Consider the following 24,301-nt stretch of genomic DNA (forward strand, 5'->3'; position numbering starts at 1 on the left):
AATGGATTAACTATTTGATAATTGCTATTTTCCTTGTGCGATCAGCTTTTAATCAATATGTTTGTCGTAACGTTTTTTGTTTACAAGACCTGCTGCTCCAATGATTGCTAAGGCTGTCATAGTAAAGAAGGCTTCACAGCTAGTTTCCTTATCTCCAGTTTGAGGAAGTTGGTGCTCGCTTTGTGTTATAGGTGCTTGAGGTGTTTGTCCAGCTACCTTAGCTGCCATTTGAGGGATTTGGGTAACTTTCTTGTCTTCTTTAAGAGTAGTTATTTGTGGGAATTCTTTATCTTCTTCAATGATAGCCTTTTGAGGAAGTTCTGAATCATTGTCAGACTCTTTGTTTTCGAGCTGTAAGATAGATTCAAGATCTGTTTCCTCTTCGATGACCCCGCCTTCATTAGATCCAGACATATTAGGTTGACTGTCTTCTGTAATATCTACTGCCTCACTTTGATGACCGACAACAAGATTATTGTGTTCAGTACTTGACTCCTCAATGAGCCTTGCATGATCAGATTGCCCACTCATACCAGGTTGTGTGTCTTCAGTTATGGAAATAGGGTCGCTTTGTCCACTAATAATGTCTAGGTTTTCATTTGCTAGAGCAGTTACCTTAGTTCCGACTCTAATCACTTCGTGACGAGGATTTTTAGTAATTTTTATCAGAAGTTTACTGTCTGTCAACCTATCACCAATGTAAGTATGTTGAAATTCTGATGTGATTGAACCATTTTCGCCTTTAGTAGCAAGAACGCGTTGCCCCTTTGGAAGCCTATTATCAAGGAATTCTTGTGTCTTAAATGTCAAGACTTCACGTTTCGTTTCATTAACGATTTTCTTAACAAGTCTTTCTTTAGAATGGATCAGATTAACATCATCAAGTTTTTTAGCGTTAACTTTTTTATCATTGATGGTATAAGAAATGGTATTCGAAATAATGTTCTTACTTATAGGAACGTTACTATCAGATGATAGATCACGTTTTTTCCGACTGTTGCCTTTAGCTTTGAGTTTCTCTTTATCAACTGTCAGCGTATAGGTCAGCGTTAATGGTTTACTTTCCTCAAAAGCTTTCTGCAAATCGTCTTTAGAAATAGTCCAAGTAAGGCTTTCTTTAGTTGAGCTAAAGATACCATTTTTTTCAGGACTATATTTAATATTTCCACGAGAAGATTTGTATTGAGAAGGTATTCCATTGGTAAAGTCGTCTTTTAACTCAAGTGATTCTAATATATCTTTAAATGTAGTATCTTTTAATATCTTTTCTGTATTTAAAAACTTATTACTTTCTGACATTTTTTTGATATAAAGGTCGAATTTATTATCATTTGAATTACCGCCTAGAAAGCTAAATACTTTACTTTCGGATTTTTTCTGAGTATCTGTAAGGGCAAAGGAATAAAAGACAATTCCCTCATTTTGTGCTTCTTTTGCTTCAGCCTGTGCTGAGAGATTGTGGTTATAAAAGACATGGTTGCGACGATAGAAAATATTTTCAAGAGCTTTTCTAATCCCTAATTTTGCTAGATATTGTGTAGTGTTACCACCAAACCATATTTTCTTTTTTAATTCTAAATCTAAGTTAGCGATAAGTTTATCCACCATATCTCCACCAGCAAGTTCTCTGTGTGAATGTGTCAAATAGTGATATCCTTCGCCTACTTTTTTATCATAATTAAATTCAACTGTAGGTTTATCAGAGGCTAATTCTTTAAGTAAAATATAGTCCAAAGGATTTTCAATGCCTACGAAGTTTCCTAATAAACCACCGAGGCCACTTCCTGCTTTAGCTAAAGCAAGTTGACTCTTATATTCATCAAAATTTTTAATTCCAATACTACTCAACCAATCGATGATTTTTCTTGTGTCTTCAACTATATTACGTTTTGTCATTGTAGCATCAAGATAAAATGGCCAGGGTAATAAAGGAGTAGTATGGGTTACAGATTTGTCATCAATTGTCTGTTTCCCGATAGCTTCCTTATTTTTTATATCATAGCTCAGAGTCGCTTCCCCCTGTGTAAAGAGAACGATATGTTGTCTTTTTCCGTTTCCTTTTTCTTTGTTAAATACCTCTCTGGCTTTATGAATGGCTCCTTGTAAATCTACCCCCCAGTTATAATCCTCCTTAGCTTTTTTCCAAACTTCCTCTAGTTTATTATCCACATTTGTAGTAGTTAGTTCTAATGGATCATTGACTTTTCTATAAAAGTTAATAAGACGAACAGAGTTACGGGAATTGTGATTTTGGTTGCTAGGGTTAGCAGTCAAAGTTGTAACTAACTTTTTAATATTCTCTTTAGCAGTCTTGAAATCTTCCTCTTTCATTTTTTGAGAGGTGTCTAAAAGAACAATCACTTCTGCTCCCTTATCGATTTCTTTAGGATTAACAGTTAGTGTAACCTCTAATGTTCCATCCTGATTGTCAACTACTTCGCGATGGAGATCAAAAATCTCACGCTTTTCATCATCACGGTTCTTGATAACTTTGTCCCTACCTTGGCCATCGGTAACCGTAAGATCCGATTTTTCATTATCTACTTTATAGTTATCAATCTCAATGGTTTCAGATTTTACTTCTACCCTTTCCACACGGTTTGCAGTATCTTGGGTTGGCGTACCTTCTAATGGCTCCTTATTTGAGGCCTCAGTATTGCTTGAGTCGGATTGAATAGGGGCAGGTACTTGAGGTTTGTTTAACTCTTCTTTAGTTTTTTCCGCAGTTTCTGACGAAGCTAAAGTCGCATCATTTTCTTTTGTAGTAGTGCTACTCGAAGAGTTATCAGCCGTTACATTAGAATTAGTCACACTTGTTTGAGCTGAGTTAGTGTTGTTGCTATTAACACTCTCTTCTGCTGCAACTGCTGTTGTCATGAACACGGTTCCTACGGAAACGAGTCCAATAGACAATTTTCTCAGCTTATACTTACGATTTATCATTTTCATTTATTCTCCCATTTTTTCATTTTTTCCTAACTTAAGTAGTATACTCTAATTCCAATAATTTTTAAAAACCATTATTTTTGAAAATGAAGATTTTAGTAAATTTACTTCAATAGGATTTAAAAACAAGTAAAAATAAGATTAAAATAAAATGATAACAGTAAACTATTGATTAAATAACGTTACTGAAGAAAATAAATTTCTTTGTTTTAATTATAAAATAATCTTTTTCATCAAATTATATAATTTTTGACCAAAATGTAGTTCAATAATTTAAAAAAAGCAAAATATATGAACAATAATTTAATTTATTAGTTATTTTTATTGCCTAATATGGCATTTATTTAAATATATCATTAATTTTAATGAGAAAATTGTTTTTCTCATTACGATAGTTTTACTTTTTTTGGAAAAGCCTCAGCATTTGTAAGCCTTATTTTATAAAGTCTATTACCTGTTAGTATCGAGTAGTAGCTAATTCTTTTTTCTGATGATATTAATTTAGCTGAATGACTATATATTTTCTATGATTAAATCATGTAATTAAGCTTCTTTGGTGATAAGTTATCAATAGAAAATACCCCTAGAAATCCTATACTATCAGTTTTTCTAAGAGTATTTATTTTTATAAATAGAAAGGAACTTTTAACTATCACTATAAGAGAGTGGTTAGCTATAAGTAAGGACCAGGGTGGTTTTTCTAAGATGTTAAGTGTTAATTCTGTCTATTAGTCTTCTTTATTAAGAGAGGTTGAAGACATTAAAGTGTAAGATTTAGTGACACTACGTTCATTAACTAAATCAATTTATAGGATCACAAGACTATTTAAAGTCTGTCCAAGCTTTTTGGATAAACTTTTTCAACACGTTGTGTCCGACGTTCTCTCTATAGATTTTTTAGTAAGTTCCTTAGAGTTAAAATCATCAGCTATAGTCTATCTTCACTATGATATAGCGTTTGAGATGGATTTTTGTTGCTTTGTAATGTTTGGAGTTTAATCAATTTTATTCTCACGATGTTTTTTATTAAGTAGACCTGCTGCTCCAATAATAGCTAAAGCTGCCATTGTAAATAAGGTATTACAGTTATTACTAGTATCTGAAGTTTGAGGAAGTAGATTCTCACTTTGAGTAACAGGTGATTGAGGAACTTGCTCAGTTACCTTATCTGCCATTTGAGGGAGTTCTTTGTCTTCTTCACTAATAGGTTCTTCGTTGTCAAAGTGGAATTGAAGTTTAGGACGTGTGTCTTCGTCCACTTGTCTTTGTCCACTACAGTAGCTTTATTAAATCCAGACATACCAGGTTGTGTATCTTCGATAATTTCGACAGAATCACTTTGACCGCTGATAGTCATTTCTGATTTACGTGTCTCTTTGATGAAAGTGATTTCTTCGGATTGACCAGATATTCCAGTTTGGGTATGTTCTATAAATTCAATTGGTTCACCTTGCCCATTAATAGTAATTATATCTAAGTTTGATCTGGTATCCTCAACAGTAGCTTGGTTATTATCAGCTGAATTATGTCCAGATTTAGTGTAGCTATTGTCTGTAATGCTATCTTTCACAAAGTCAATAATATTACCCTCAACAATAATATCTAAATTGTCTGATTTAGTGTCCTCACTTATAGTTATCGGAATATTGGATTCATAGCGCCCATGTTCTATTGGTAAATGATAAATAGTTTCTTCATCAAAGTCTAAGTTAGAACCATATTCAATAATAGGTGTTAATTCTGGTAAGCTAGGTACTTGAGGTTTAATAACTTCTCCGTCAATTTCTGGAACAGGAACCATCTTTTTGCTATATGTTAATTTAACATCCTCAAGATTCTGACCATTTGCTTGATTCTCGTTTATCTTATAAGAAATAGTATTAGAGATAATTTTTTCAGGATTACTTTCAGACTCTGAGAGTGCTCGCCTTCTTCGACTATTAGATTTGTTAAATTTCTCTTTATTAACTTTAAGCTTGTAAGTTAATTTTAGAGACTGCTTTTCTTCAAAAGCTTTTTGTAATTGGTCTTTTTTCAAACTCATTATGATCCTTTTCACTGGCTTCCTCCCTAAGGGAGTCTTCTATCAGAACTATATGCCCATATTAAGTGAATGATATAGATATATAATAGAAGGAAGCTTTGAAGGGAGTAGTCTCCTGTTTCTTTTATGTTATAATAGTCCATAAGAATGCGAGGACAAATGAATGACTAAAATTATTGAATTACCAGAAATTCTCGCCAATCAGATTGCAGCTGGGGAAGTTATTGAGCGTCCAGCAAGTGTCGTTAAAGAATTGGTAGAGAATGCCATTGATGCAAAAAGTAGTCAGATTACTATTGATATTGAAGAATCAGGCTTAAAGTCTATAACCATAACCGATAATGGTGAAGGCATGTCGGAGCAAGATTTGCCCATGAGTATCCTTCGTCATGCAACTAGTAAGATAAAAAATCAGGGTGATCTTTTTCGTATTAGAACACTTGGTTTTAGAGGAGAGGCATTACCTTCGATTGCTTCAATTAGTGAGTTGACCATTGCTTCCGCTACAGAAGAGTCTGAGCATGGTAGCCAACTCTTTGTGCGTGGTGGCAAGATTGAGGGGCAAGAAGCAATTTCGATGCCTGTTGGAACTCGGATAAGGGTTGAAAATCTTTTTTATAATACGCCAGCACGTCTAAAATACATGAAGAGTCTCCAATCAGAATTGGCTCATATTGTCGATGTGGTCAATCGTTTAAGTTTAGGACACCCTGAAATAGCCTTCACTCTCATATCTGATGGGCGAGAAATGACTAGAACATCTGGAAGTGGTCAGTTGAAACAAGCCATTGCAGGTATTTACGGTCTAAAAACTGCAAAAAAAATGATCGAAATAGCTAATGCAGACTTAGACTTTGACGTCAGTGGTTATGTTAGTCTGCCAGAACTAACTCGGGCAAACCGAAATTATATTACCATTTTAATTAATGGTCGCTATATCAAAAATTTTTTACTCAATCGTGCTATTTTAGATGGCTATGGTTCCAAATTAATGGTGGGGCGTTTCCCGATTGTGGTTATTGATATTCAGATTGACCCTTACTTAGCGGATGTCAACGTTCACCCGACAAAGCAAGAAGTTCGTATCTCTAAGGAAAGAGAGTTAATGGCTTTGATTAGCACTGCTATTGCAGAAAGTTTAAAAGCCCAAGATTTAATTCCTGATGCCTTGGAAAATTTAGCAAAATCAAGCACTCGTTCTTTGCCAAAAGCAGAGCAGACGCGTTTGCCTTTACAGACTCGTAAACTTTATTATGATCCCCACGAAAATGATTTTTTTGTCGAAAAGAAGGATGTTAGCGAAGCTCAGACTCCGATTTATTCTGACAGCTTTGATCTTGACAGACCTGTCAAGCTAGCAGAAGAGGCATCAGTGGAATTATCATCGCCTGCTGTTAAGCATGCTAGTCGCCCAGATACTGAAGAGCTAGTAGGTGATCATTCTGACTTAACTTTTAAAAATAAGCATAAGTTGGAACAAGTGGTGGAACGTTTGGAAAACGAAGAAGCGTCGACATTTCCAGAGTTAGACTATTTTGGACAAATGCACGGGACTTATCTCTTTGCTCAAGGGGTTGATGGGCTTTTCATTATTGATCAGCATGCGGCTCAGGAGCGGGTTAAGTATGAATATTACCGTGAGAAAATTGGGGAAGTTGACAGCAGTTTACAGCAATTGCTTGTTCCCTATCTTTTTGAATTTTCAGGCTCTGATTTTTTGACTTTACAGGAAAAGATGTCTCTTTTAAATGATGTGGGAATCTATCTGGAGCCGTACGGACATCATACTTTTATTTTGCGGGAACACCCTATTTGGATGAAAGAAAGTGAGATTGAAGCTGGCGTTTATGAGATGTGTGATATGTTGCTTTTGACTCAGGAAGTTTCCATTAAGACCTACAGGGCTGAGTTGGCTATCATGATGAGCTGTAAAAAATCAATCAAAGCTAATCATACCTTGGATGATTATTCTGCAAGACAATTGTTGTTACAGTTGGCACAGTGTAAAAATCCTTATAATTGTCCACATGGGCGTCCAGTCTTGATTCATTTTAGTAAATCAGATATGGAAAAAATGTTCCGCCGTATTCAAGAAAATCATACTAGTTTGAGAGATTTAGGAAAATATTAGGAAGTGATTTATGAAGGAATTTTTTAATTTATCTAAACAGATCCAAATTAGGCAACTAGTTCGGTTTGTAACGATTACTCTTGGAAGTAGTATCTTTCCATTTATGGCTATGTACTACGCCACTTATTTTGGGACACTGTGGACAGGTTTTTTGATGATAGTGACTAGTTTTGCTGGTCTTTTAGGAAGTTTGTACGGGGGTCATCTGTCTGATGCCATTGGACGGAAAAAAGTGGTTATTTATGGTTCTATTGGAACGACAATCGGTTGGCTCTTAGCTATTGTAGCAAACGTGCCCAACCATGTTATGCCAGATTTAATGTTCTTAGGCATCCTATTAGTAGAATTGGCTTCTAGTTTTTATGCTCCAGCATATGAAGCAATGTTGATTGATTTAACCGATTTGAATAATCGGAAATTTGTTTACACTATTAATTATTGGTTTATTAATATTGCTGTGATGCTTGGTGCAGGTCTCTCCGGCCTATTCTATGATCATTATTTTCTTGACTTATTGATAGCTCTTTTTCTCGTTAACATCCTTTGTTTCCTAATTGCTTATTTCTATTTCGATGAAACCATGCCAGAGGATCATTCTTTTACCCATAACCGAGGTCTGGGTGGTACCTTCCGAAATTATAAAGAAGTCTTCAAAGATAAACCCTTTCTTATCTTTACTTTAGGGTCAATTCTCTTTTCAAGTATTTGGTTACAAATGGATAATTTTGTACCTGTTCATTTAAAGCTTGCCTTTCAGGAAACAAGGGTTTTGGGGTTTCAGATTACGGGGGCTAAGATGTTGTCTATTATGGTATTCACCAATACGATTTTGATTGTAGCTCTGATGACCTTATCGAATAAATTGACTGAAAGGTGGCCTTTATTGCAACAGTTGATCTTAGGGTCAGGTATTTTTACAGTTGGAATGTTTTTGGCTTTTTCGTTTAGTCACTTTACGGGTATTATCATTGCTGTGATTATCTTTACTATAGGTGAAATGATAAATGTTCCAGCTAATCAGGTTTTAAGGGCAGAAATGATGGATCAATCAAAAATTGGCTCCTACACTGGATTTATCTCTATGACGCAACCTTTGGGAGCAGTATTAGCGGGTTTAATTGTGTCGCTCAGCCATTTTACTGGGCTCATCGGTGTTCAAGTCTCTTTTTTACTTATTGCGATAGTGGGACTATACCTCATTATTTTAGCTGCGAAACAGAAAGAAAAGGTTTAATATGTTTGACTATATAAAAGGGCAATTAACAAAAATTACTGCTAAATATATTGTTGTAGAGGTAAATGGTCTAGGTTATATTATCTATGTGGCTAACCCTTATAGCTTTACAGATAGTGTCAACCAAAATGTGACTGTTTATCTGCATCAAGTGATTAGAGAAGATGCTCATCTTTTATTTGGCTTTCATACGGATGATGAAAAGGATGTTTTTTTAAAACTCATTTCTGTTTCGGGTATTGGTCCCATGACTGCTTTAGCTATTGTTGCTGTGGACGATAACCAGGGCTTGGTTACAGCTATTGACAATAGTGATATTAAGTACTTAATGAAGTTCCCTAAAATTGGTAAAAAGACGGCACAGCAAATGATTCTCGACCTTGCTGGCAAGTTTGTGGACAATCCAGAGCCTGGTCAGCAGCAGAGCCAAGCTAAGCGAAATAGTAATCACCAGCTTGACGAAGCTATCGAGGCCCTCTTAGCGCTAGGCTATAAAGCAACAGAGTTGAAGAAGATTAGGGCTTTCTTTGAAGGAACAGAGGAAACGGCTGAGCAGTATATCAAGTCAGCTTTGAAAATGTTAATGAAGGGGTAATAGGTTATGGTTCAACGTTGCCACTGGGTACCCGTAGATAATACACTTTATTGTGCCTACCATGATAAAGAGTGGGGCAAGCCAATTTATGATGATCAAAAATTATTTGAATTGCTTTGTTTGGAAAGTTATCAGTCTGGCCTATCTTGGTTGACAGTTTTAAAAAAACGCCCTGCTTTTAACAAGGTTTTTCATAACTATGATGTTAATCGAGTTGCTCTATTTAGCTCAAAAGAAATGGCTGACGCTTTACAGAATCCATTGATTATCCGCCATAGGTTAAAGCTGGAAGCTACTGTCAACAATGCAAAAGCGGTTCAGAGAATTCAAGAAGATTATGGTTCTTTTTCGGATTTTTTGTGGGGATTTGTTGATTATCACCCCATTGACAACCTTGTCAACAAAGACCATCCAGCTCCCGCTCAGACAAATTTGTCAATCGCTTTAGCTAAGGCTTTAAAAAAACATGGTTTTAAATTTCTTGGGCCGACAACTGTCTATTCTTTTATGCAGGCTTCAGGAATGGTCAATGATCATGAGGAGAACTGTGCTTATAAGTAGATTCCTGATAAATAATGGTTTTTCTTTTGTGATAAAGACTCCTAATTTCGATAGAATGATAGGAGTTTTTTTGATAAAATGAAGAAAAATATCGAATAGGTAAGTAGGTGGCTAAATGAAAGCGGAGATTGTTACAGTAGGTACAGAGATCTTAACTGGTCAAATTCTCAATACGAATGCTCAGTTTTTATCCGAAAAAATGGCTGAGATAGGAGTTGATATCTATTTTCAAACAGCCGTCGGGGACAACAAAGATCGTTTGCTGGAGGTTCTTGCCATAGCAAGTAAACGTAGTGATCTTGTTATTCTGTGTGGAGGCCTTGGCCCAACAGAAGATGATTTAACCAAGCAAACATTAGCAAGTTTCTTGGGGCGTGATTTGATTTTCGACAAAGAGGCTAGGGATAAATTGGATCGCTTTTTTGCTTCTCGTCCGCAAGGTTCGCGTACTACTAATAATGAGAGGCAGGCGCAGTTGATTGAAGGTTCAAGACCTATTCAAAATATTACGGGACTAGCGGTAGGAGGTTTGGTGGAGAGTGGCGGTGTTTCTTATGTTGTCTTACCTGGCCCTCCTTCTGAATTGATACCAATGGTTAATCAACAGTTATTACCGATGCTGACTGCGACTCAGACTAGGCTTTATTCGCGTGTATTACGCTTTTTTGGTATTGGTGAAAGTCAACTAGTCACTGTTCTAGCCAACTTCATATCTGAGCAGACTGATCCAACGATCGCGCCTTATGCCAAGATAGGTGAAGTAACACTGCGTTTATCCACCAAGGCATTGGGGCTGATAGAGGCAAATCAAAAGCTAGATAAACTTGAAAAAGCTATTTTAGATACCCCAACGATGGACAGTATTCCCTTAAGGCAGTTCTTTTATGGTTATGGTGAAGATAATAGTTTATCAAGGGAAGTTGTCCAGTTACTTAAGCAAAAGAAGAAAAAACTTACAGCAGCTGAGAGTCTAACAGCTGGACTTTTTCAGTCAACCTTAGCTAATTATGCAGGGATCTCTGAATTTTTTTCAGGCGGGTTTGTGACCTACAGTATGTTAGAAAAGTCAAGAATGCTGAACATTCCTTTATCTGATTTACAAGCTAATGGGGTGGTTAGCCACTATACAGCCCGAGAAATGGCTGAGAAAGCGCGGTTGTTAACTGAGTCAGATATAGGAATTAGTTTAACAGGTGTTGCAGGGCCAGATTCTCTAGAGGGACATGAGGCGGGAACTGTTTTTATCGGTATTTCGACAGAGGAAAAAACAGATTCTATCCAAATTGCAATTGGTGGACGGACTCGTTCTGATATTCGTTATATAGCAACGCTACATGCTTTTAATTTGGTCCGAAAAACTTTATTAAAAAGTTGAAATTTGATACAATATAGTAAGTGTGGAAATAATAAAAATGACCGTTTGTAGAGTCATTTCTAAGCTTTTCCAGTGAAGAGGAGAATGAATTGGCAAAAAAAGTGAAGAAAACAGAAGAAATCACCAAAAAGTTTGGCGATGATCGTCGTAAAGCGTTAGATGATGCTTTAAAAAATATTGAGAAAGACTTCGGGAAAGGTGCGGTTATGCGTCTCGGAGAAAGAGCTGAACAAAAGGTTCAAGTCATGAGTTCAGGAAGTCTTGCTCTGGACATTGCTTTAGGTGCTGGAGGTTATCCTAAGGGCCGTATTATCGAAATTTATGGACCTGAATCATCAGGTAAAACAACTGTTGCTCTCCACGCAGTTGCTCAGGCTCAAAAAGAAGGTGGTATTGCCGCTTTTATTGATGCTGAACATGCTCTAGATCCTGCCTATGCCGCTTCTTTAGGTGTTAATATTGATGAGTTGCTCTTGTCGCAGCCGGACTCAGGCGAGCAAGGACTTGAAATTGCAGGTAAATTAATTGACTCTGGTGCTGTTGATTTGGTGGTAGTAGACTCGGTCGCAGCTTTAGTGCCACGTGCAGAAATTGACGGTGATATTGGGGATAGTCATGTTGGGTTGCAGGCTCGGATGATGAGTCAAGCCATGCGTAAGCTTTCAGCCTCTATCAATAAAACTAAAACGATTGCTATTTTTATTAACCAGTTACGTGAAAAAGTGGGGGTTATGTTTGGGAATCCGGAAACAACACCTGGTGGTCGTGCACTGAAATTCTACTCCTCTGTCCGACTGGATGTTCGTGGTAATACACAGATTAAAGGTACTGGTGAGCAAAAAGACAGCAACATAGGTAAAGAGACCAAAATCAAAGTTGTTAAAAATAAAGTTGCTCCTCCATTTAAAGTAGCTGAAGTGGAAATCATGTATGGAGAAGGTATTTCACGTACAGGGGAGTTAATTAAAATTGCTTCAGATTTAGACATTATTCAGAAAGCGGGCGCTTGGTTCTCTTATAATGGCGAAAAAATCGGGCAAGGTTCTGAGAATGCTAAAAAATTCTTGGCAGATCATCCTGATATTTTTGAAGAAATCGATCATAAAGTGCGTGTGAAAGTAGGTCTCTTAGAAGATGACTTAGAGCAAGAAGAAGTTGTGGAGCCTACATTAGACCAAAGTACTGATGAGCTAGTCCTCGAGTTGGATGATGCGATTGAAATTGAAGATTAAAGAAAAGACCTTTAAGGTCTTTTTTTGCTTAATTTGAGATAAAGACAGATTCTTAAAATCAAGCGGGTGGGAGATTTTTCAGAACAAGTTACAGAAGAAGAGATTATAAATTTGTTAAGAATAGAAGATGATTCTTGGTTAAGGACTTACTAATAAGCCGGAATGAAGGGAAGACGACTTAGTAGAATAGACAGCATATGCCTAGTAATTAGTAATGAGTCCATTAATAAATAGGACTTATTCAAAAAGTAATAAAACCGCTTACAAAGGGCTAGTGGTGGGAAAAATCACACAAAAGGAAAGGGTAAACGGCCAAAAATGACAAAAAATAGGTCCGAAGACCTATGTTCAAGTTTTTACTCTGTGTTACAATAATCATATCACGAAATAGAAAGTGAGAGCAACATGATAAGAATTTATACGATTTCAAGTTGTACGAGCTGTAAAAAGGCCAAGACTTGGTTAAATGGCCATAAGCTCCCCTATAAAGAGCAGAATTTAGGAAAAGAACCTTTAACAAAAGAAGAAATTTTGGAAATTCTTTCAAAAACAGAAAATGGTGTTGAGAGTATCGTCTCATCTAAAAACCGTTATGCAAAGGCTCTAAACTGTGATATTGAAGAATTAAGTGTTAGTGAAGTTATTGATTTAATTCAGGGCAATCCTCGTATTCTTAAGAGCCCTATTTTGATTGATGATAAACGCCTTCAAGTTGGCTATAAAGAAGATGATATTAGAGCATTCTTGCCACGCTCTATTCGTAATATTGAAAATACAGAGGCGCGTTTACGTGCTGCCTTGTAAAAAGCTCTATTTATGAGCTTTTTTTATGTTCTAATAACTAGATTTCTTGTTAATTATCAAAAAATAAGATATAATATATGATAGCACTTAGTTTAGAAAGAAGGTGTAAGTATGGGATTTACAGATGAAACAGTCCGCTTTAAATTAGACGATGGGGATAAGAAGGAAATTAGTGAAACACTTACTGCTGTTTACCATTCTTTAGAGGAAAAAGGTTACAATCCAATTAACCAAATCGTTGGTTATGTATTAAGTGGAGACCCTGCTTATGTTCCGAGATATAATGATGCCAGAAATCAGATCCGTAAGTATGAACGTGATGAAATTGTAGAAGAGCTTGTTCGCTATTATTTACAAGGAAATGGAATTGACGTTAAATGAGAATAATGGGATTGGATGTTGGTTCAAAAACTGTAGGTGTTGCCATTAGTGACCCACTTGGTTTTACTGCCCAAGGTCTTGAGATTATAAAAATTGATGAAGCTAACCAAGCTTTTGGCTTTGATCGATTAAGTGAATTGGTAGCCCAATATAAGGTCTCTCAATTTGTTGTTGGTCTACCAAAGAATATGAATAATACTAGTGGTCCACGGGTAGAAGCTAGCCAAGCCTATGGTCAAAAAATACAAGAACTATTCAAGATTCCAGTTGTCTACCAAGACGAACGACTAACAACCGTTGAAGCTGAACGAATGCTAATTGAACAGGCGGATATTAGTCGTGGCAAGCGAAAAAAGGTTATTGATAAACTTGCTGCTCAACTTATTTTGCAAAATTATTTAGATAGAACCTATTAAGGAGAAAGAAATGGCACATAATCACGATCATGAACATGAAGTTATTACACTTGTGGATGAACAAGGGAATGAATCATTATTCGAGATTTTATTAACTATTGATGGAAAAGAAGAATTTGGAAAGAATTATGTTCTGCTAGTACCTGCTGGTTCTGAAGAGGATGAGTCTGGTGAGATTGAAATTCAAGCCTATTCATTCACTGAAAACGAAGATGGAACTGAAGGTGATTTACAACCAATTCCTGAAGATTCTGATGCTGAATGGGATATGATTGAAGAAGTCTTTAACAGTTTTTTAGATGAAGAATAATAAGAGGCCCATTGGGTCTTTTATTTTGCCTCAAACAAGCCTGATAGTTGAGGCCTCTTAGAACTTCAAATTGACTAAATGTCATAATCTGATATACTTGTTGTATGACATTTCAAGGAGAAAATAAGTGAGTCAAATGACTGTTAATGCTACTGCAACTATGAAGGATTTTCAAGTTGATGATGGCCCAACTAACCATACAACAAAGTATGAAACAAAAGTTCCAAGTTTACATAAAACTTATATTCTAATCATTAGTTTTTTAGTAGCTTTTTTGAGTGTGGCTAATCCCTTATTGACTGATCTGGCCAACCCATTACAAAATCAAAACCTTTATATTGGTATGATGCTGACCAAAGGGCAGATTCCCTACAGTGATATCTTTACAACTGGAGGAATGCTTTATTTTGCCTTAATAGCTTTAAGTTATTATTTAGGCTCAACTTGGTGGTTGGTTTTCATAGAAGTAGTGGCATTCTATATGGCTGGAATTTATTTTTATAAATTAGTTCAGTTTGTGACAGCTAACCGTAAACTTGCATTGGCTTTTACGATGCTTTATTTTATTTTACTTGCTAGCCTAGGTTTTGGAGGAATCTATCCCATTCAATTCGCGATGCCATTTGTTTTGGTAACGCTTTGGTTTTTGACAAAATATTTTGCCGGATTAACTAAGGATGAGGCCTTTATTTTGTTTGGCATGACAGCTGCGATATCCATGCTTTTAGAACCTAGAATACTGGTTTTTTGGTTCTTAGTTACCATAGCTATCGTAGTTTATAATTGTAAATTAAGGCATTTGGCAAGAGGTTTCTACCAACTATTAGCTATCATATTAGGGCTTCTCTTGGTCTTCTATATCGTTGGTTATTTTATTTTAAATTTACAAATTTTAGGCCCTTATTTATCTCAAGCCGTATTGTATCAGTTTTCTTATTTTAGAGTTGGGGCTTTGCCGATTTTTCTTTCTTTTTTGATTTATTTGTGCTTTTTAGGGGGAATTGGCTTCTTTTATGGCTTTGCCCCTTCTATAAAAGGAAGAGAGGAGCAACTGAATCCTTATATTAAGTATCTTCTTTTTGCTACGATTGTTACTTACCTTATTATTGCCGGTTTAAGTGGTGATTATTACCCTTATCATCTTTTGCCGCTATTGCCTTTTAGCTTGCTTTTAATAGCTGTCCCATTTGCTCAGTTTTATCATCAATCTACTAGAACACGTAGTCATCGTCGAGTGAGAAGGCAACCAAATGGTCTACTGGCTATTATCAAGCTTTATTTCAAGAAAACCTATTATCTACCCTTTATTGTTATTGCCTTATCTCTTGCTTTGGGGATACAGCAATATACTGATCAAAATCACCTCAACCAAGGAAGACAAGAGGTTGTTAGCTATATCAAAGAGCATGTTGCGACATCGGATAAAATTTATGTATGGGATAGTAGTTCACAAATCTATTTAGAAAGTCAGCGGAAAGCCGCTTCACAATTTGCATCTCCTTCTGTTAATGTTAAGAAGGCCGCACATAAACATGTCTTGATGGATGAGCTACTACAAGATAGGGCTCAATATATTATTGTGAATAAGGAATATCCTTTACCAAAAACTCTCCAAAAGCACCTTAAACGGGACTATCAATTGATTACTAAAACTGATATAGCAAGCTTTCAGATCTATCAGCAAAAATAAGATGAAAATCAATATATTGTGTTATCTAAATTTTATCAACACAATATATTGATTTTTTTTAATGGAGTGATATAATAGTCCAAGTAAGGAGAAATGACAAGATGAGACATGAAAAAGAAACAATAGTTGTTCAACCAGATATAAAAGTGATAAAACGCGACGGTCGTTTAGTGTCTTTTGACACAACTAAAATCTATAGTGCTTTGTTAAAGGCTAGTATAGAAGTAACAAAAATGTCGCCCTTGGTTGAAGCAAAGTTAGAGGCTATTTCAGAACGTGTTGTAGCTGAAATTAGAGATCGTTTCCCTAAGAATGTTAAGATTTATGAAATCCAAAATATTGTGGAACATGAATTACTGTCAGCAAATGAATATGCTATTGCAAAAGAATACATTAATTATCGTACACAGCGTGATTTTGCTCGTTCTCAAGCAACTGATATTAATTTTACTATTGATAAACTGTTACAAAAAGATCAATCAGTGGTTAATGAAAATGCCAATAAAGATAGTGATGTTTTTAATACACAAAGAGATTTAACAGCTGGTATCGTAGGTAAGTCTATTGGCCTCAAGATGTTACCTCCACATGTTGCAAATGCGCATCAAAAAGGGGATATTCATTATCATGATTTGGATTACAGTCCCTACACACCGATGACAAATTGCTGCTTAATTGACTTTCAAGGGATGTTAGCTAATGGGTTTAAAATCGGCAATGCTGAAGTGGAGAGCCCAAAATCTATTCAAACCGCGACGGCTCAGATTTCTCAAATCATTGCCAACGTTGCTTCAAGTCAGTATGGTGGGTGTACAGCTGATCGTATTGATGAGTTTTTAGCTCCATATGCTGAGCTGAATTACAAGAAACACATGGCTGACGCTGAAAAATGGGTGGTTGCCGAGAAGCGCGAAGACTACGCTTTTGAAAAAACTAAAAAAGATATCTATGATGCTATGCAATCTCTGGAATATGAGATTAACACTCTCTTTACTTCCAATGGTCAGACACCATTTACATCATTAGGTTTTGGTTTAGGAGAATCCTGGTTTGAGCGGGAGATTCAGAAGGCTATTCTAGAAATACGAATTAAGGGTTTGGGGAGCGAGCATCGGACAGCAATTTTTCCAAAACTAATTTTCACCTTAAAACGTGGTTTAAATCTTGAAGAAGATTCGCCCAACTATGATATCAAGCAACTAGCTTTAGAATGCGCTACAAAACGCATGTATCCTGATATGCTCTCTTATGATAAAATTATCGATTTGACAGGATCATTTAAAGCCCCAATGGGTTGCCGCTCATTCCTTCAAGGATGGAAAGATGAGCAGGGGCATGATATCACCTCTGGTCGTATGAATTTGGGTGTTGTAACCTTGAATTTACCGCGGATTGCCCTTGAATCAAACGGCGATATGGAAAAATTCTGGGAGCTTTTTAAAGAACGACTTGCTATTGGTAAGGATGCATTGGTTTATCGTGTTGAACGGGTTAAGGAAGCAACGCCTGCAAATGCACCGATCCTTTATCAATATGGTGCTTTTGGTAAACGTTTAAATAAGACTGATCGTGTCGATGAGCTTTTCAAAAATCGTCGTGCAACAGTATCATTAGGCTATATTGGCCTTTATGAAGTAGCCTCTGTTTTCTATGGTGGAGACTGGGAAGGTAATCAAGAAGCAAAAGATTTTACTTTGGCTATCATTAAAGCCATGAAATCAGCTTGCGAAGAGTGGTCAAATAGTTATGGCTATCATTTCTCAGTTTATTCGACACCATCAGAAAGCTTGACTGATCGTTTTTGTCGCTTAGATATTGAAAAGTTTGGAATACTTGAAAATATTACAGATAAAGAATATTATACAAATTCATTCCACTACGATGTCCGTAAAAATCCAACACCTTTTGAAAAGTTGGACTTTGAGAAAGTCTATCCAGAAGCTGGAGCATCGGGGGGATTTATTCATTATTGTGAATACCCAGTATTGCAACAAAATCCCAAGGCTTTGGAGGCTGTTTGGGATTATGCTTATGATCGCGTTGGTTATTTGGGAACTAATACACCAATTGATAAATGCTATCGCTGTCAATTTGAAGGTGATTTTACACCGACGGAACGTGGCTTTGCTTGTCCTAATTGTGGCAATAATGATCCTAAAACTGTTGACGTGGTCAAACGTACTTGTGGTTATTTAGGTAACCCTCAGGCTCGTCCAATGGTTAATGGACGTCATAAAGAAATATCAGCACGAGTGAAACATATGAATGGCTCAACGATTAAGTATCCTGGTCTATAAAAAATAATGAGAATAGCAATTTTAAAAAAATGATGTTATGCTTAAAAGGTTGCTTGGATAGCAACCTTTTATTTAACTAGTAGCAGTAACAAGGAAAGTGAGTATATAATGGGAAAGTATCAATTAGATTATAAAGGAATGCAACAAGTAGAAAGATTCCATGAGAAGCAGTCACAACAGAATGGAAGTAGAAAAGATAAGATGAAAGAGTTAAAAGCTCAATTTTTGGAGAAAGCCAAAAAACACTCTTCTCAGAAATAAGGAGCTAGAAAGTAGGGATGAATGTTAAAACTTGGCATTATTGGCTTAGGAAAAATTGCTCAAAAGGCTTATCTTCCTTATATGCGTCAACTAGATGGTATTGAGTGGCACATATCAACACGTCAGCAGGCTACTCTAAGGGATGTAGAGGCTTTATTTTCACGTTCAGTAACTTACAATGACTATAAAGACTTAGTTAGTGTAGATTTAGATGGGGTTTTTATTCATGCTGCAACAAAAGTGCATTACCAGATGGCTACCTTATTCTTAGAAAGAGGTATTCCTGTCTATATGGATAAACCCTTATCCGAATCATACAAGGAAGTGGCAGAGCTTTATGCACTGGCAGAGGCTAACCAAACCTTTCTAATGGCAGGGTTTAATCGGCGTTTCGCTCCTGGCGTAAAGGAGTTGTCAAGCTTGTCAACGAAGCGTAAAGTTTTAGTTGAGAAGAACGATAGTAACAGGCCGGGGGAATTCGTTTTTAAAGTATTTGACTTTTTTATCCATCCAATTGATACAGCCCTATTTTTAACAGGAGAAATGCCTGACACGGGTTACTTTTCTTATAAGCTAGAGGGAGAAAATATTTGTCAAGCAACTGTAAACTTAACGACTGAAAATACAATAATTATGGCTAGCATGAATCTTCAGTCGGGCTCTCGCCGAGAAGTGATGGAAGTTCAGGGACCTGAGAAGACAATGCATCTTGAAAATCTAGATCAGCTAACTGTCTTTAAAGGTAATCATCAGGAAAAAATTAGTTTTTCTGATTGGGATACTACCTTATATAAGCGTGGTTTTGAGTCTATTATTAGCGCTTTTATAGATGGCATTAAAAGTGGTGTCAACCCTGTCAACAAGGAATTAACTTTAATGAGTCACTGGATTTGTCAACAGATTGTCAATTCAGAAGAGACAAGTGGTCATTTAGATCTCACTTTACCAAATTAGGAGGAGTTTAATGGAATTACGGCGTCCAACTTTTGACGATAAGGCAACAATAGTAGATATGATGCGGGAGTTCGAGGATTTCAACTCAGCCCATGATGGTGGCTTTTGGAATACTCAAGACTTTGACTATGATACTTGGATCGCAACTAATGAGAGAATTGAGCAAGGAATTGGAATTCCGAGTCACTTTGCGCCATCAATTCAATTTGTTGCTTTTGATCAAGTAACAAAGCAAGCCATTGGTTTCTTGAGTTTGCGACTAAGGTTGACAGATGCATTGAGAGTCTCAGGTGGACATATTGGTTATTCCGTGAGACCTAGTCAGAGAAATAAAGGTTTTGCTAAGAAAATGCTTCATAAGGCCATTACGATAGCCTACGAGAAGAACATAGATGCAGTCCTTGTCACTTGCAAGGTCGATAATAGCGCTAGTCGGGCAGTCATTTTGGCAAATGGAGGTCTTTTAGAAGATATCCAAGGGGGAACCGAACGTTATTGGATAAAACAGAGGTAAAAGTAGATGTCAGAAAAGTGTTGGAATAATCCCAAACCAAAGGAATGGCAATCACAGGAACTCAGTAAGGGTCGCATTATAGACTATAAAGCATTCAATTTTGTTGACGGGGAGGGCGTGCGTAATTCTCTCTATGTATCGGGTTGTATGTTTCACTGTAAAGGTTGTTATAATGCCGCCACTTGGTCATTTAATGCTGGAATCCCCTATACGGAAGAATTAGAAGAGCAAATTATGATAGATTTAGCTCAACCTTATGTACAAGGTTTGACACTTCTAGGTGGGGAACCTTTTTTAAACACTGGCATACTGTTGCCACTCATTAAACGGATTCGAAAAGAGTTGCCGGAAAAAGATATTTGGTCATGGACTGGCTATACTTGGGAAGAAATGATGGAAGAGACACCAGATAAGTTAGAGCTGCTGTCCTTAATTGATATTTTGGTGGATGGGCGGTTTGATATTACTAAGAAAAATCTTATGTTGCAGTTTCGAGGATCCTCGAACCAAAGAATTATTGATGTTCAAGAATCTCTGAGACGCAATTGTGTGGTGATTTGGTCAAAACTAAATGACGGTGATCAAACCTTTGAACAAGTTAGCCGAGACAAACTGATCTAAGTAGGCAATTGTTAAGGCAATTGAAACCAGGTCTCAATCTGACTAGATGGGGTTTATCCTCACACTTATCCACAACCTGTGAATAAGTTCCAGCTATGGGGATAAGCCTCAAAAAGAGGCCTAGGCCTCTTTTTTAATATAAACAAATTTATGGCGATCTGATTGCTCTTCACAGAAGCTAAAGCCTTTAAAAACAAGCTTTTTAAGGTCGTTAATGTCTTGGCAATTGCTCTGAGCGCAGGCTTTAAGAAAGTCCCCACGACCTTTTTTGGAGATTGTTGAATGACTCTTTAAGGTACCGGCTTTTTCTTCCAAAAACAAGAGACTTATCCACAAGTTGTTTTTATCTTTACTGAAAACTTCTTCAAATTCAGTAGATAAAAGTGAAATAATTATTTTCTTGTCCTTCAAAAAATGGTCATAATCCTTACGCCAATAATGCTTTAAAGATTTGCCATGAATTTTGAGCTTCGTTTGAAAATCCAGACGATGTTCGGCGATGGGAAAGTCCATTGGGATAATGCCATATAATGATGATGTAATAAAGGTATGCGTGAGAAGATAGTTTTTTTCTTGTTGGGATAACTGTTCTCGATCAAAGTGGCGGTACATGAGGCCGTTAAAGAGCTGATATGCAGGATAAGTTGGAGCTTGTCCTTTTTTGATAGACTGAATTCTATCAAACTCTTTTTGGGTTGCAGTTTCCTTTAATTTATAAGCTACAGCCAGTTCTTCAAGTGATAAAGAGGCTAACTGGTCAATGATAGCTGAGCTATTTTCAGGAATATTAGGAGGAAAACTCTGTTTGGGAATTTTCATTTCTTTAGCTGTTGGGATTAGAAAAGTTAACATATAGTTATTGTAGTAAAGAAAAAGCCTTTCTGTCAAGGAAAGGTCAGAACTTTATATCTTAAGCCTTACTTGGCTAACAAACCCATTGGAATTCATGGGAGATGCTAAGGCATCTTGGTTTAAAACAGTTTTTTATTTGGGTTTACGTCGTGCAAAATCCACAAATTTAAATTTTTCTAATTTATGACGACTCTCAGTAAACTGGAATTGTTCATTAGATGAGAGGTAGACTTTTGATTTAACGGAAACAAGGTGACGATCTGAGCCTAAATCTAGTAAAATTTTATCTTTGTCATTGACTTGATCAATGGTGACTTCTTTTAAGGCAAAATCAATGGCTAAGTTGAGGTCTTTTTCTAGGTAGTGGTAAAGGGATTTTTCAGCAATTTCACGACTGATAGTTGGTACAATATCTTTACTAAGGTAGTCAATATCCAGAACAGAGGCAATACCGTCAACAACCCTTTGGCGAGTGATTCGCCAAAGAATGGAATGGAGAGGAAATCCTGTCAATTTTGACATATCAGCGTCCACAATTAACTTGTCAATAGCAATCACATTGGTTTTAGAGTCCATATTAAAATAGGTAACTAACTCATGATAGCTTGTTAACTCTGAAATGGGAAAAAGAATCTGATGATGTTTAATAACTTGTGTTCCTCGACCTTGTTGTTTTTTGACTAAGCCATCTTTAACTAAGAGAGTTAAAGCTTTGCGAATGGTGTCACGACTAGCATTGTATTCTTTGCTTAATTGGAATTCAGTTGGTAAAAAATCATCAATAGCGTAAACTCCTTTGGATATTTTTGATTCTAAATCTTTAAATATATAGTCGTACTTCTTCATAGTAAGTGGTGCACTTTCTAACTTGTCTATTTTTCAACATACAAGATACCATAATTTTACTATTTTAGCCACTTTTTTCAGCAAACAAGTTGCCTACAAATATGCAATCGATTACAATTGAAGTGTAGATTAAATTCTTTTTTAGAATTTATAAAAATTAATTTTTGATTTTTTTGAAATAAAAAAATCAAGGGAAAGAGACCTAGGGGAAATCAAATGGGAAAATTTGAAAATGAAGCTAAGATGCTTCTTTCTGCTATTGGCGGCAAGGAAAATATCAAAGCGGTTACGCACTGCGCAACACGTATGCGTTTTGTCTTGAATGACAATAGCAAGGCTAATGTTAAAGAGATTGAAAAAATTTCAGCGGTTAAAGGAACTTTTACCAATGCTGGACAATTTCAAGTTATTATTGGTAATGATGTCCCGATTTTTTACAATGATTTTACTGCTGTTTCAGGTGTAGAGGGCGTCTCAAAAGAAGCAGCTAAATCAGCGGCTAAGAGTAATCAAAATGTTTTCCAACGTGTGATGACAATGTTAGCTGAGATCTTTACACCAATTATTCCAGCTATTATCGTTGGTGGTCTTATTCTAGGTTTCCGTAACTTAATTGATAGTGTACCATGGGGATTCCTTGATGGGAAAACAGTTGTAGAAGTTTCTAAATTCTGGGCCGGGGTTGACGGTTTCTTATGGTTACCAGGAGAAGCGATTTTCCATTTCTTACCAGTAGGTATTACTTGGTCTGTTAGCCGTAAGATGGGAACAACACAAATCCTTGGTATTGTGCTTGGTATTTGTTTAGTCTCCCCTCAATTACTTAATGCTTACGCGGTAGCAACCACGCCAGCTTCTGAAATTGCTAAAAACTGGGTCTGGGATTTTGGTTTCTTTACTGTTAACAAAATTGGATATCAAGCACAGGTTATCCCAGCCTTATTAGCTGGTTTATCACTTGCCTATTTGGAAATCTTTTGGCGTAAACGTATTCCAGAAGTTGTTTCAATGATTTTCGTGCCATTTCTTTCATTAGTACCGGCTATTGTTTTAGCTCACACAGTATTAGGACCTTTAGGTTGGACAATTGGTAAAGGTATTTCCTTTGTTGTTCTTGCTGGTTTAACTGGTCCTGTTAAATGGTTGTTTGGAGCGATCTTTGGTGCTTTGTATGCGCCACTTGTTATCACTGGTTTACACCATATGTCAAATGCCATTGATACACAATTGATTGCGGATACTGCAACTCGTACGACTGGACTATGGCCTATGATTGCTCTTTCAAATATCGCTCAAGGTTCAGCTGTCTTTGCCTATTACTTGATAAACCGTAAAAATGAACGTGAAGCAGAAATATCACTTCCAGCTGCCATTTCAGCTTACCTTGGCGTCACTGAGCCAGCTTTATTTGGGGTTAACCTCAAATACATCTATCCATTTGTAGCCGGTATGATTGGTTCAAGTGCTGCTGGTCTTTTATGTACCACAATGAATGTTCAGGCTAATGCCATTGGAGTTGGTGGTTTACCAGGGTTTATGGCAATCAATGTTAAATATATGGGACAATTCTTTATCTGTATGGCCGTGGCTATTGCAGTACCAATGGCATTGACAGTCTTCTTCCGTAAATCAAATATTATGACCAAAACCGAAGATGATATTATTGCCGATCGTTTGGCCGATGAATCATTTGTTAGTTCAGCTGTAACAGTGCCAACAATTACACCTTCATCAGTAGCAGAATCAGGTGCTACTCTTGCACTTGTTAGTCCTCTTACTGGCGAAGCAAAAGCTTTAAGTGAAGCTGTTGATCCAGTATTTGCTCAAGGTGTCATGGGGCAAGGAGTGCTTATTCAGCCTACAGAAGGTGAACTGGTATCTCCAGTTGATGCTCAGGTTTCGGTATTATTTCCGACCAAACATGCCATTGGTTTGCTCTCAGCTGATGGTGCTGAAATCTTGATGCATATTGGGATGGATACTGTAAACCTTGAAGGAAAAGGTTTCACAGCCCATGTTCGTCAAGGCGACCATGTTAAAGCTGGTGACAAATTGATTTCATTTGATATAGAGGCTATTAAGGAAGCCGGATACCCAACAGAAACACCTGTTATTGTGACCAATCAAGATGCTTATGATGTGGCTATTGAAGGAACTTTACCGCGTCAGATTAAGCGTAGCCAAGCCTTAATGATTGCTCGAAAAAATTAGATACCAATAAGCGACTTCAGGAACTG

Annotated in this window: 22 protein-coding genes; 17 read left to right on the forward strand and 5 right to left on the reverse strand. The window is 36.7% G+C overall.

Going from position 1 to position 24,301, the window contains the following annotated elements; translation table 11 throughout:
• Positions 1–48: 48 nt before the first annotated feature.
• The 3 genes from STRPS_RS04915 to STRPS_RS04925 all read right to left on the reverse strand — a co-directional run bounded on the left by STRPS_RS04915 (position 49) and on the right by STRPS_RS04925 (position 5,005).
• Complete coding sequence (locus tag STRPS_RS04915; protein WP_232010992.1) at positions 49–2,949, reverse strand: serum opacification factor; 2,901 nt, start codon at positions 2,947–2,949, stop codon at positions 49–51.
• A gap of 992 nt (positions 2,950–3,941) precedes the next feature.
• The gene (locus STRPS_RS04920) at positions 3,942–4,121 is read right to left on the reverse strand and encodes a peptidase (RefSeq protein ID WP_007893796.1); all 180 of its coding nucleotides are present in this window, start codon (positions 4,119–4,121) and stop codon (positions 3,942–3,944) included.
• The gene (locus tag STRPS_RS04925) at positions 4,106–5,005 is read right to left on the reverse strand and encodes a hypothetical protein (protein ID WP_232010993.1); all 900 of its coding nucleotides are present in this window, start codon (positions 5,003–5,005) and stop codon (positions 4,106–4,108) included. Before STRPS_RS04925 ends, STRPS_RS04920 begins: the two co-directional genes overlap by 16 nt.
• A 148-nt stretch (positions 5,006–5,153) precedes the next feature.
• Here STRPS_RS04925 and mutL point away from each other — a divergent pair, with 148 nt between their 5' ends.
• The 16 genes from mutL (at position 5,154) to nrdG (ending at position 20,366) form a co-directional block, all read left to right on the forward strand.
• Entirely contained in the window at positions 5,154–7,121 is a 1,968-nt protein-coding gene (gene mutL, locus STRPS_RS04930) for a DNA mismatch repair endonuclease MutL (protein WP_007893835.1), read from the forward strand.
• Between the two features lie 10 nt (positions 7,122–7,131).
• Positions 7,132–8,355, forward strand: coding sequence for an MDR family MFS transporter (locus STRPS_RS04935; protein WP_007893804.1), 1,224 nt, complete (start codon positions 7,132–7,134; stop codon positions 8,353–8,355).
• A gap of 1 nt (position 8,356) precedes the next feature.
• Complete coding sequence (ruvA, locus tag STRPS_RS04940) at positions 8,357–8,950, forward strand: Holliday junction branch migration protein RuvA (RefSeq protein ID WP_007893783.1); 594 nt, start codon at positions 8,357–8,359, stop codon at positions 8,948–8,950.
• 6 nt (positions 8,951–8,956) lie between these two features.
• The gene (locus STRPS_RS04945; protein WP_007893754.1) at positions 8,957–9,511 is read left to right on the forward strand and encodes a DNA-3-methyladenine glycosylase I; all 555 of its coding nucleotides are present in this window, start codon (positions 8,957–8,959) and stop codon (positions 9,509–9,511) included.
• Positions 9,512–9,626: 115 nt separating this feature from the next.
• On the forward strand, positions 9,627–10,886 hold the full coding sequence (locus STRPS_RS04950; protein WP_007893844.1) for a competence/damage-inducible protein A: 1,260 nt from the start codon (positions 9,627–9,629) through the stop codon (positions 10,884–10,886).
• An 89-nt stretch (positions 10,887–10,975) separates the two neighbouring features.
• Complete coding sequence (gene recA / locus STRPS_RS04955; protein ID WP_007893872.1) at positions 10,976–12,118, forward strand: recombinase RecA; 1,143 nt, start codon at positions 10,976–10,978, stop codon at positions 12,116–12,118.
• A 405-nt stretch (positions 12,119–12,523) separates the two neighbouring features.
• Complete coding sequence (spx, locus tag STRPS_RS04960; protein WP_007893913.1) at positions 12,524–12,922, forward strand: transcriptional regulator Spx; 399 nt, start codon at positions 12,524–12,526, stop codon at positions 12,920–12,922.
• Between the two features lie 111 nt (positions 12,923–13,033).
• Positions 13,034–13,303, forward strand: coding sequence for an IreB family regulatory phosphoprotein (locus STRPS_RS04965; RefSeq protein WP_003083367.1), 270 nt, complete (start codon positions 13,034–13,036; stop codon positions 13,301–13,303).
• On the forward strand, positions 13,300–13,719 hold the full coding sequence (gene ruvX, locus STRPS_RS04970; protein ID WP_007893744.1) for a Holliday junction resolvase RuvX: 420 nt from the start codon (positions 13,300–13,302) through the stop codon (positions 13,717–13,719). Before STRPS_RS04965 ends, ruvX begins: the two co-directional genes overlap by 4 nt.
• Positions 13,720–13,729: 10 nt before the next feature.
• On the forward strand, positions 13,730–14,029 hold the full coding sequence (locus tag STRPS_RS04975) for a DUF1292 domain-containing protein (protein ID WP_007893854.1): 300 nt from the start codon (positions 13,730–13,732) through the stop codon (positions 14,027–14,029).
• A gap of 127 nt (positions 14,030–14,156) precedes the next feature.
• Positions 14,157–15,719, forward strand: a complete 1,563-nt coding sequence (locus STRPS_RS04980) for a glycosyltransferase family protein (protein ID WP_007893784.1) — start codon at positions 14,157–14,159, stop codon at positions 15,717–15,719.
• Between the two features lie 101 nt (positions 15,720–15,820).
• A complete protein-coding gene (gene nrdD, locus STRPS_RS04985; RefSeq protein WP_007893785.1) occupies positions 15,821–18,016 on the forward strand; it encodes an anaerobic ribonucleoside-triphosphate reductase in 2,196 nt (731 codons plus the stop codon).
• A gap of 108 nt (positions 18,017–18,124) precedes the next feature.
• Positions 18,125–18,277: a hypothetical protein gene (locus STRPS_RS10690; RefSeq protein ID WP_007893810.1), complete on the forward strand. Its 153-nt coding sequence runs from the start codon at positions 18,125–18,127 to the stop codon at positions 18,275–18,277.
• Between the two features lie 21 nt (positions 18,278–18,298).
• Positions 18,299–19,231, forward strand: coding sequence for a Gfo/Idh/MocA family protein (locus STRPS_RS04990; RefSeq protein WP_007893821.1), 933 nt, complete (start codon positions 18,299–18,301; stop codon positions 19,229–19,231).
• Positions 19,232–19,241: 10 nt separating this feature from the next.
• A complete protein-coding gene (locus STRPS_RS04995; protein ID WP_007893867.1) occupies positions 19,242–19,745 on the forward strand; it encodes a GNAT family N-acetyltransferase in 504 nt (167 codons plus the stop codon).
• Positions 19,746–19,751: 6 nt separating this feature from the next.
• Entirely contained in the window at positions 19,752–20,366 is a 615-nt protein-coding gene (nrdG, locus tag STRPS_RS05000) for an anaerobic ribonucleoside-triphosphate reductase activating protein (protein ID WP_007893717.1), read from the forward strand.
• 120 nt (positions 20,367–20,486) lie between these two features.
• On the opposite strand, the gene yaaA is transcribed toward nrdG, so the two are convergent.
• Positions 20,487–21,218, reverse strand: coding sequence for a peroxide stress protein YaaA (yaaA, locus tag STRPS_RS05005; protein WP_007893732.1), 732 nt, complete (start codon positions 21,216–21,218; stop codon positions 20,487–20,489).
• Between the two features lie 132 nt (positions 21,219–21,350).
• Positions 21,351–22,064 (reverse strand): trehalose operon repressor, encoded by a 714-nt coding sequence (gene treR / locus STRPS_RS05010; protein WP_007893900.1) that lies wholly within the window; start codon positions 22,062–22,064, stop codon positions 21,351–21,353.
• A gap of 216 nt (positions 22,065–22,280) precedes the next feature.
• Between treR and treP the strand changes: the two genes are divergently transcribed.
• On the forward strand, positions 22,281–24,275 hold the full coding sequence (gene treP, locus STRPS_RS05015) for a PTS system trehalose-specific EIIBC component (protein WP_007893912.1): 1,995 nt from the start codon (positions 22,281–22,283) through the stop codon (positions 24,273–24,275).
• Positions 24,276–24,301 lie beyond the last annotated feature (26 nt).

The sequence above is a fragment of the Streptococcus pseudoporcinus LQ 940-04 genome, from assembly GCF_000188035.1.
GTDB lineage: Bacteria > Bacillota > Bacilli > Lactobacillales > Streptococcaceae > Streptococcus > Streptococcus pseudoporcinus.

Excerpts from the sequence above, each read along its gene's own strand:
- spx (WP_007893913.1), top strand. The coding sequence starts at position 12,524 with ATGATAAGAATTTATACGATTTCAAGTTGTACGAGCTGTAAAAAGGCC.
- STRPS_RS04935 (WP_007893804.1), top strand. The coding sequence starts at position 7,132 with ATGAAGGAATTTTTTAATTTATCTAAACAGATCCAAATTAGGCAACTA.
- mutL (WP_007893835.1), top strand. The coding sequence starts at position 5,154 with ATGACTAAAATTATTGAATTACCAGAAATTCTCGCCAATCAGATTGCA.
- STRPS_RS04920 (WP_007893796.1), bottom strand. The coding sequence starts at position 4,121 with ATGGCAGATAAGGTAACTGAGCAAGTTCCTCAATCACCTGTTACTCAA.
- nrdG (WP_007893717.1), top strand. The coding sequence starts at position 19,752 with ATGTCAGAAAAGTGTTGGAATAATCCCAAACCAAAGGAATGGCAATCA.
- STRPS_RS10690 (WP_007893810.1), top strand. The coding sequence starts at position 18,125 with ATGGGAAAGTATCAATTAGATTATAAAGGAATGCAACAAGTAGAAAGA.
- treP (WP_007893912.1), top strand. The coding sequence starts at position 22,281 with ATGGGAAAATTTGAAAATGAAGCTAAGATGCTTCTTTCTGCTATTGGC.
- treR (WP_007893900.1), bottom strand. The coding sequence starts at position 22,064 with ATGAAGAAGTACGACTATATATTTAAAGATTTAGAATCAAAAATATCC.
- STRPS_RS04950 (WP_007893844.1), top strand. The coding sequence starts at position 9,627 with ATGAAAGCGGAGATTGTTACAGTAGGTACAGAGATCTTAACTGGTCAA.
- STRPS_RS04995 (WP_007893867.1), top strand. The coding sequence starts at position 19,242 with ATGGAATTACGGCGTCCAACTTTTGACGATAAGGCAACAATAGTAGAT.
- STRPS_RS04975 (WP_007893854.1), top strand. The coding sequence starts at position 13,730 with ATGGCACATAATCACGATCATGAACATGAAGTTATTACACTTGTGGAT.
- STRPS_RS04915 (WP_232010992.1), bottom strand. The coding sequence starts at position 2,949 with ATGAAAATGATAAATCGTAAGTATAAGCTGAGAAAATTGTCTATTGGA.
- ruvA (WP_007893783.1), top strand. The coding sequence starts at position 8,357 with ATGTTTGACTATATAAAAGGGCAATTAACAAAAATTACTGCTAAATAT.
- STRPS_RS04990 (WP_007893821.1), top strand. The coding sequence starts at position 18,299 with ATGTTAAAACTTGGCATTATTGGCTTAGGAAAAATTGCTCAAAAGGCT.
- STRPS_RS04965 (WP_003083367.1), top strand. The coding sequence starts at position 13,034 with ATGGGATTTACAGATGAAACAGTCCGCTTTAAATTAGACGATGGGGAT.
- yaaA (WP_007893732.1), bottom strand. The coding sequence starts at position 21,218 with ATGTTAACTTTTCTAATCCCAACAGCTAAAGAAATGAAAATTCCCAAA.
- ruvX (WP_007893744.1), top strand. The coding sequence starts at position 13,300 with ATGAGAATAATGGGATTGGATGTTGGTTCAAAAACTGTAGGTGTTGCC.
- nrdD (WP_007893785.1), top strand. The coding sequence starts at position 15,821 with ATGAGACATGAAAAAGAAACAATAGTTGTTCAACCAGATATAAAAGTG.
- STRPS_RS04945 (WP_007893754.1), top strand. The coding sequence starts at position 8,957 with ATGGTTCAACGTTGCCACTGGGTACCCGTAGATAATACACTTTATTGT.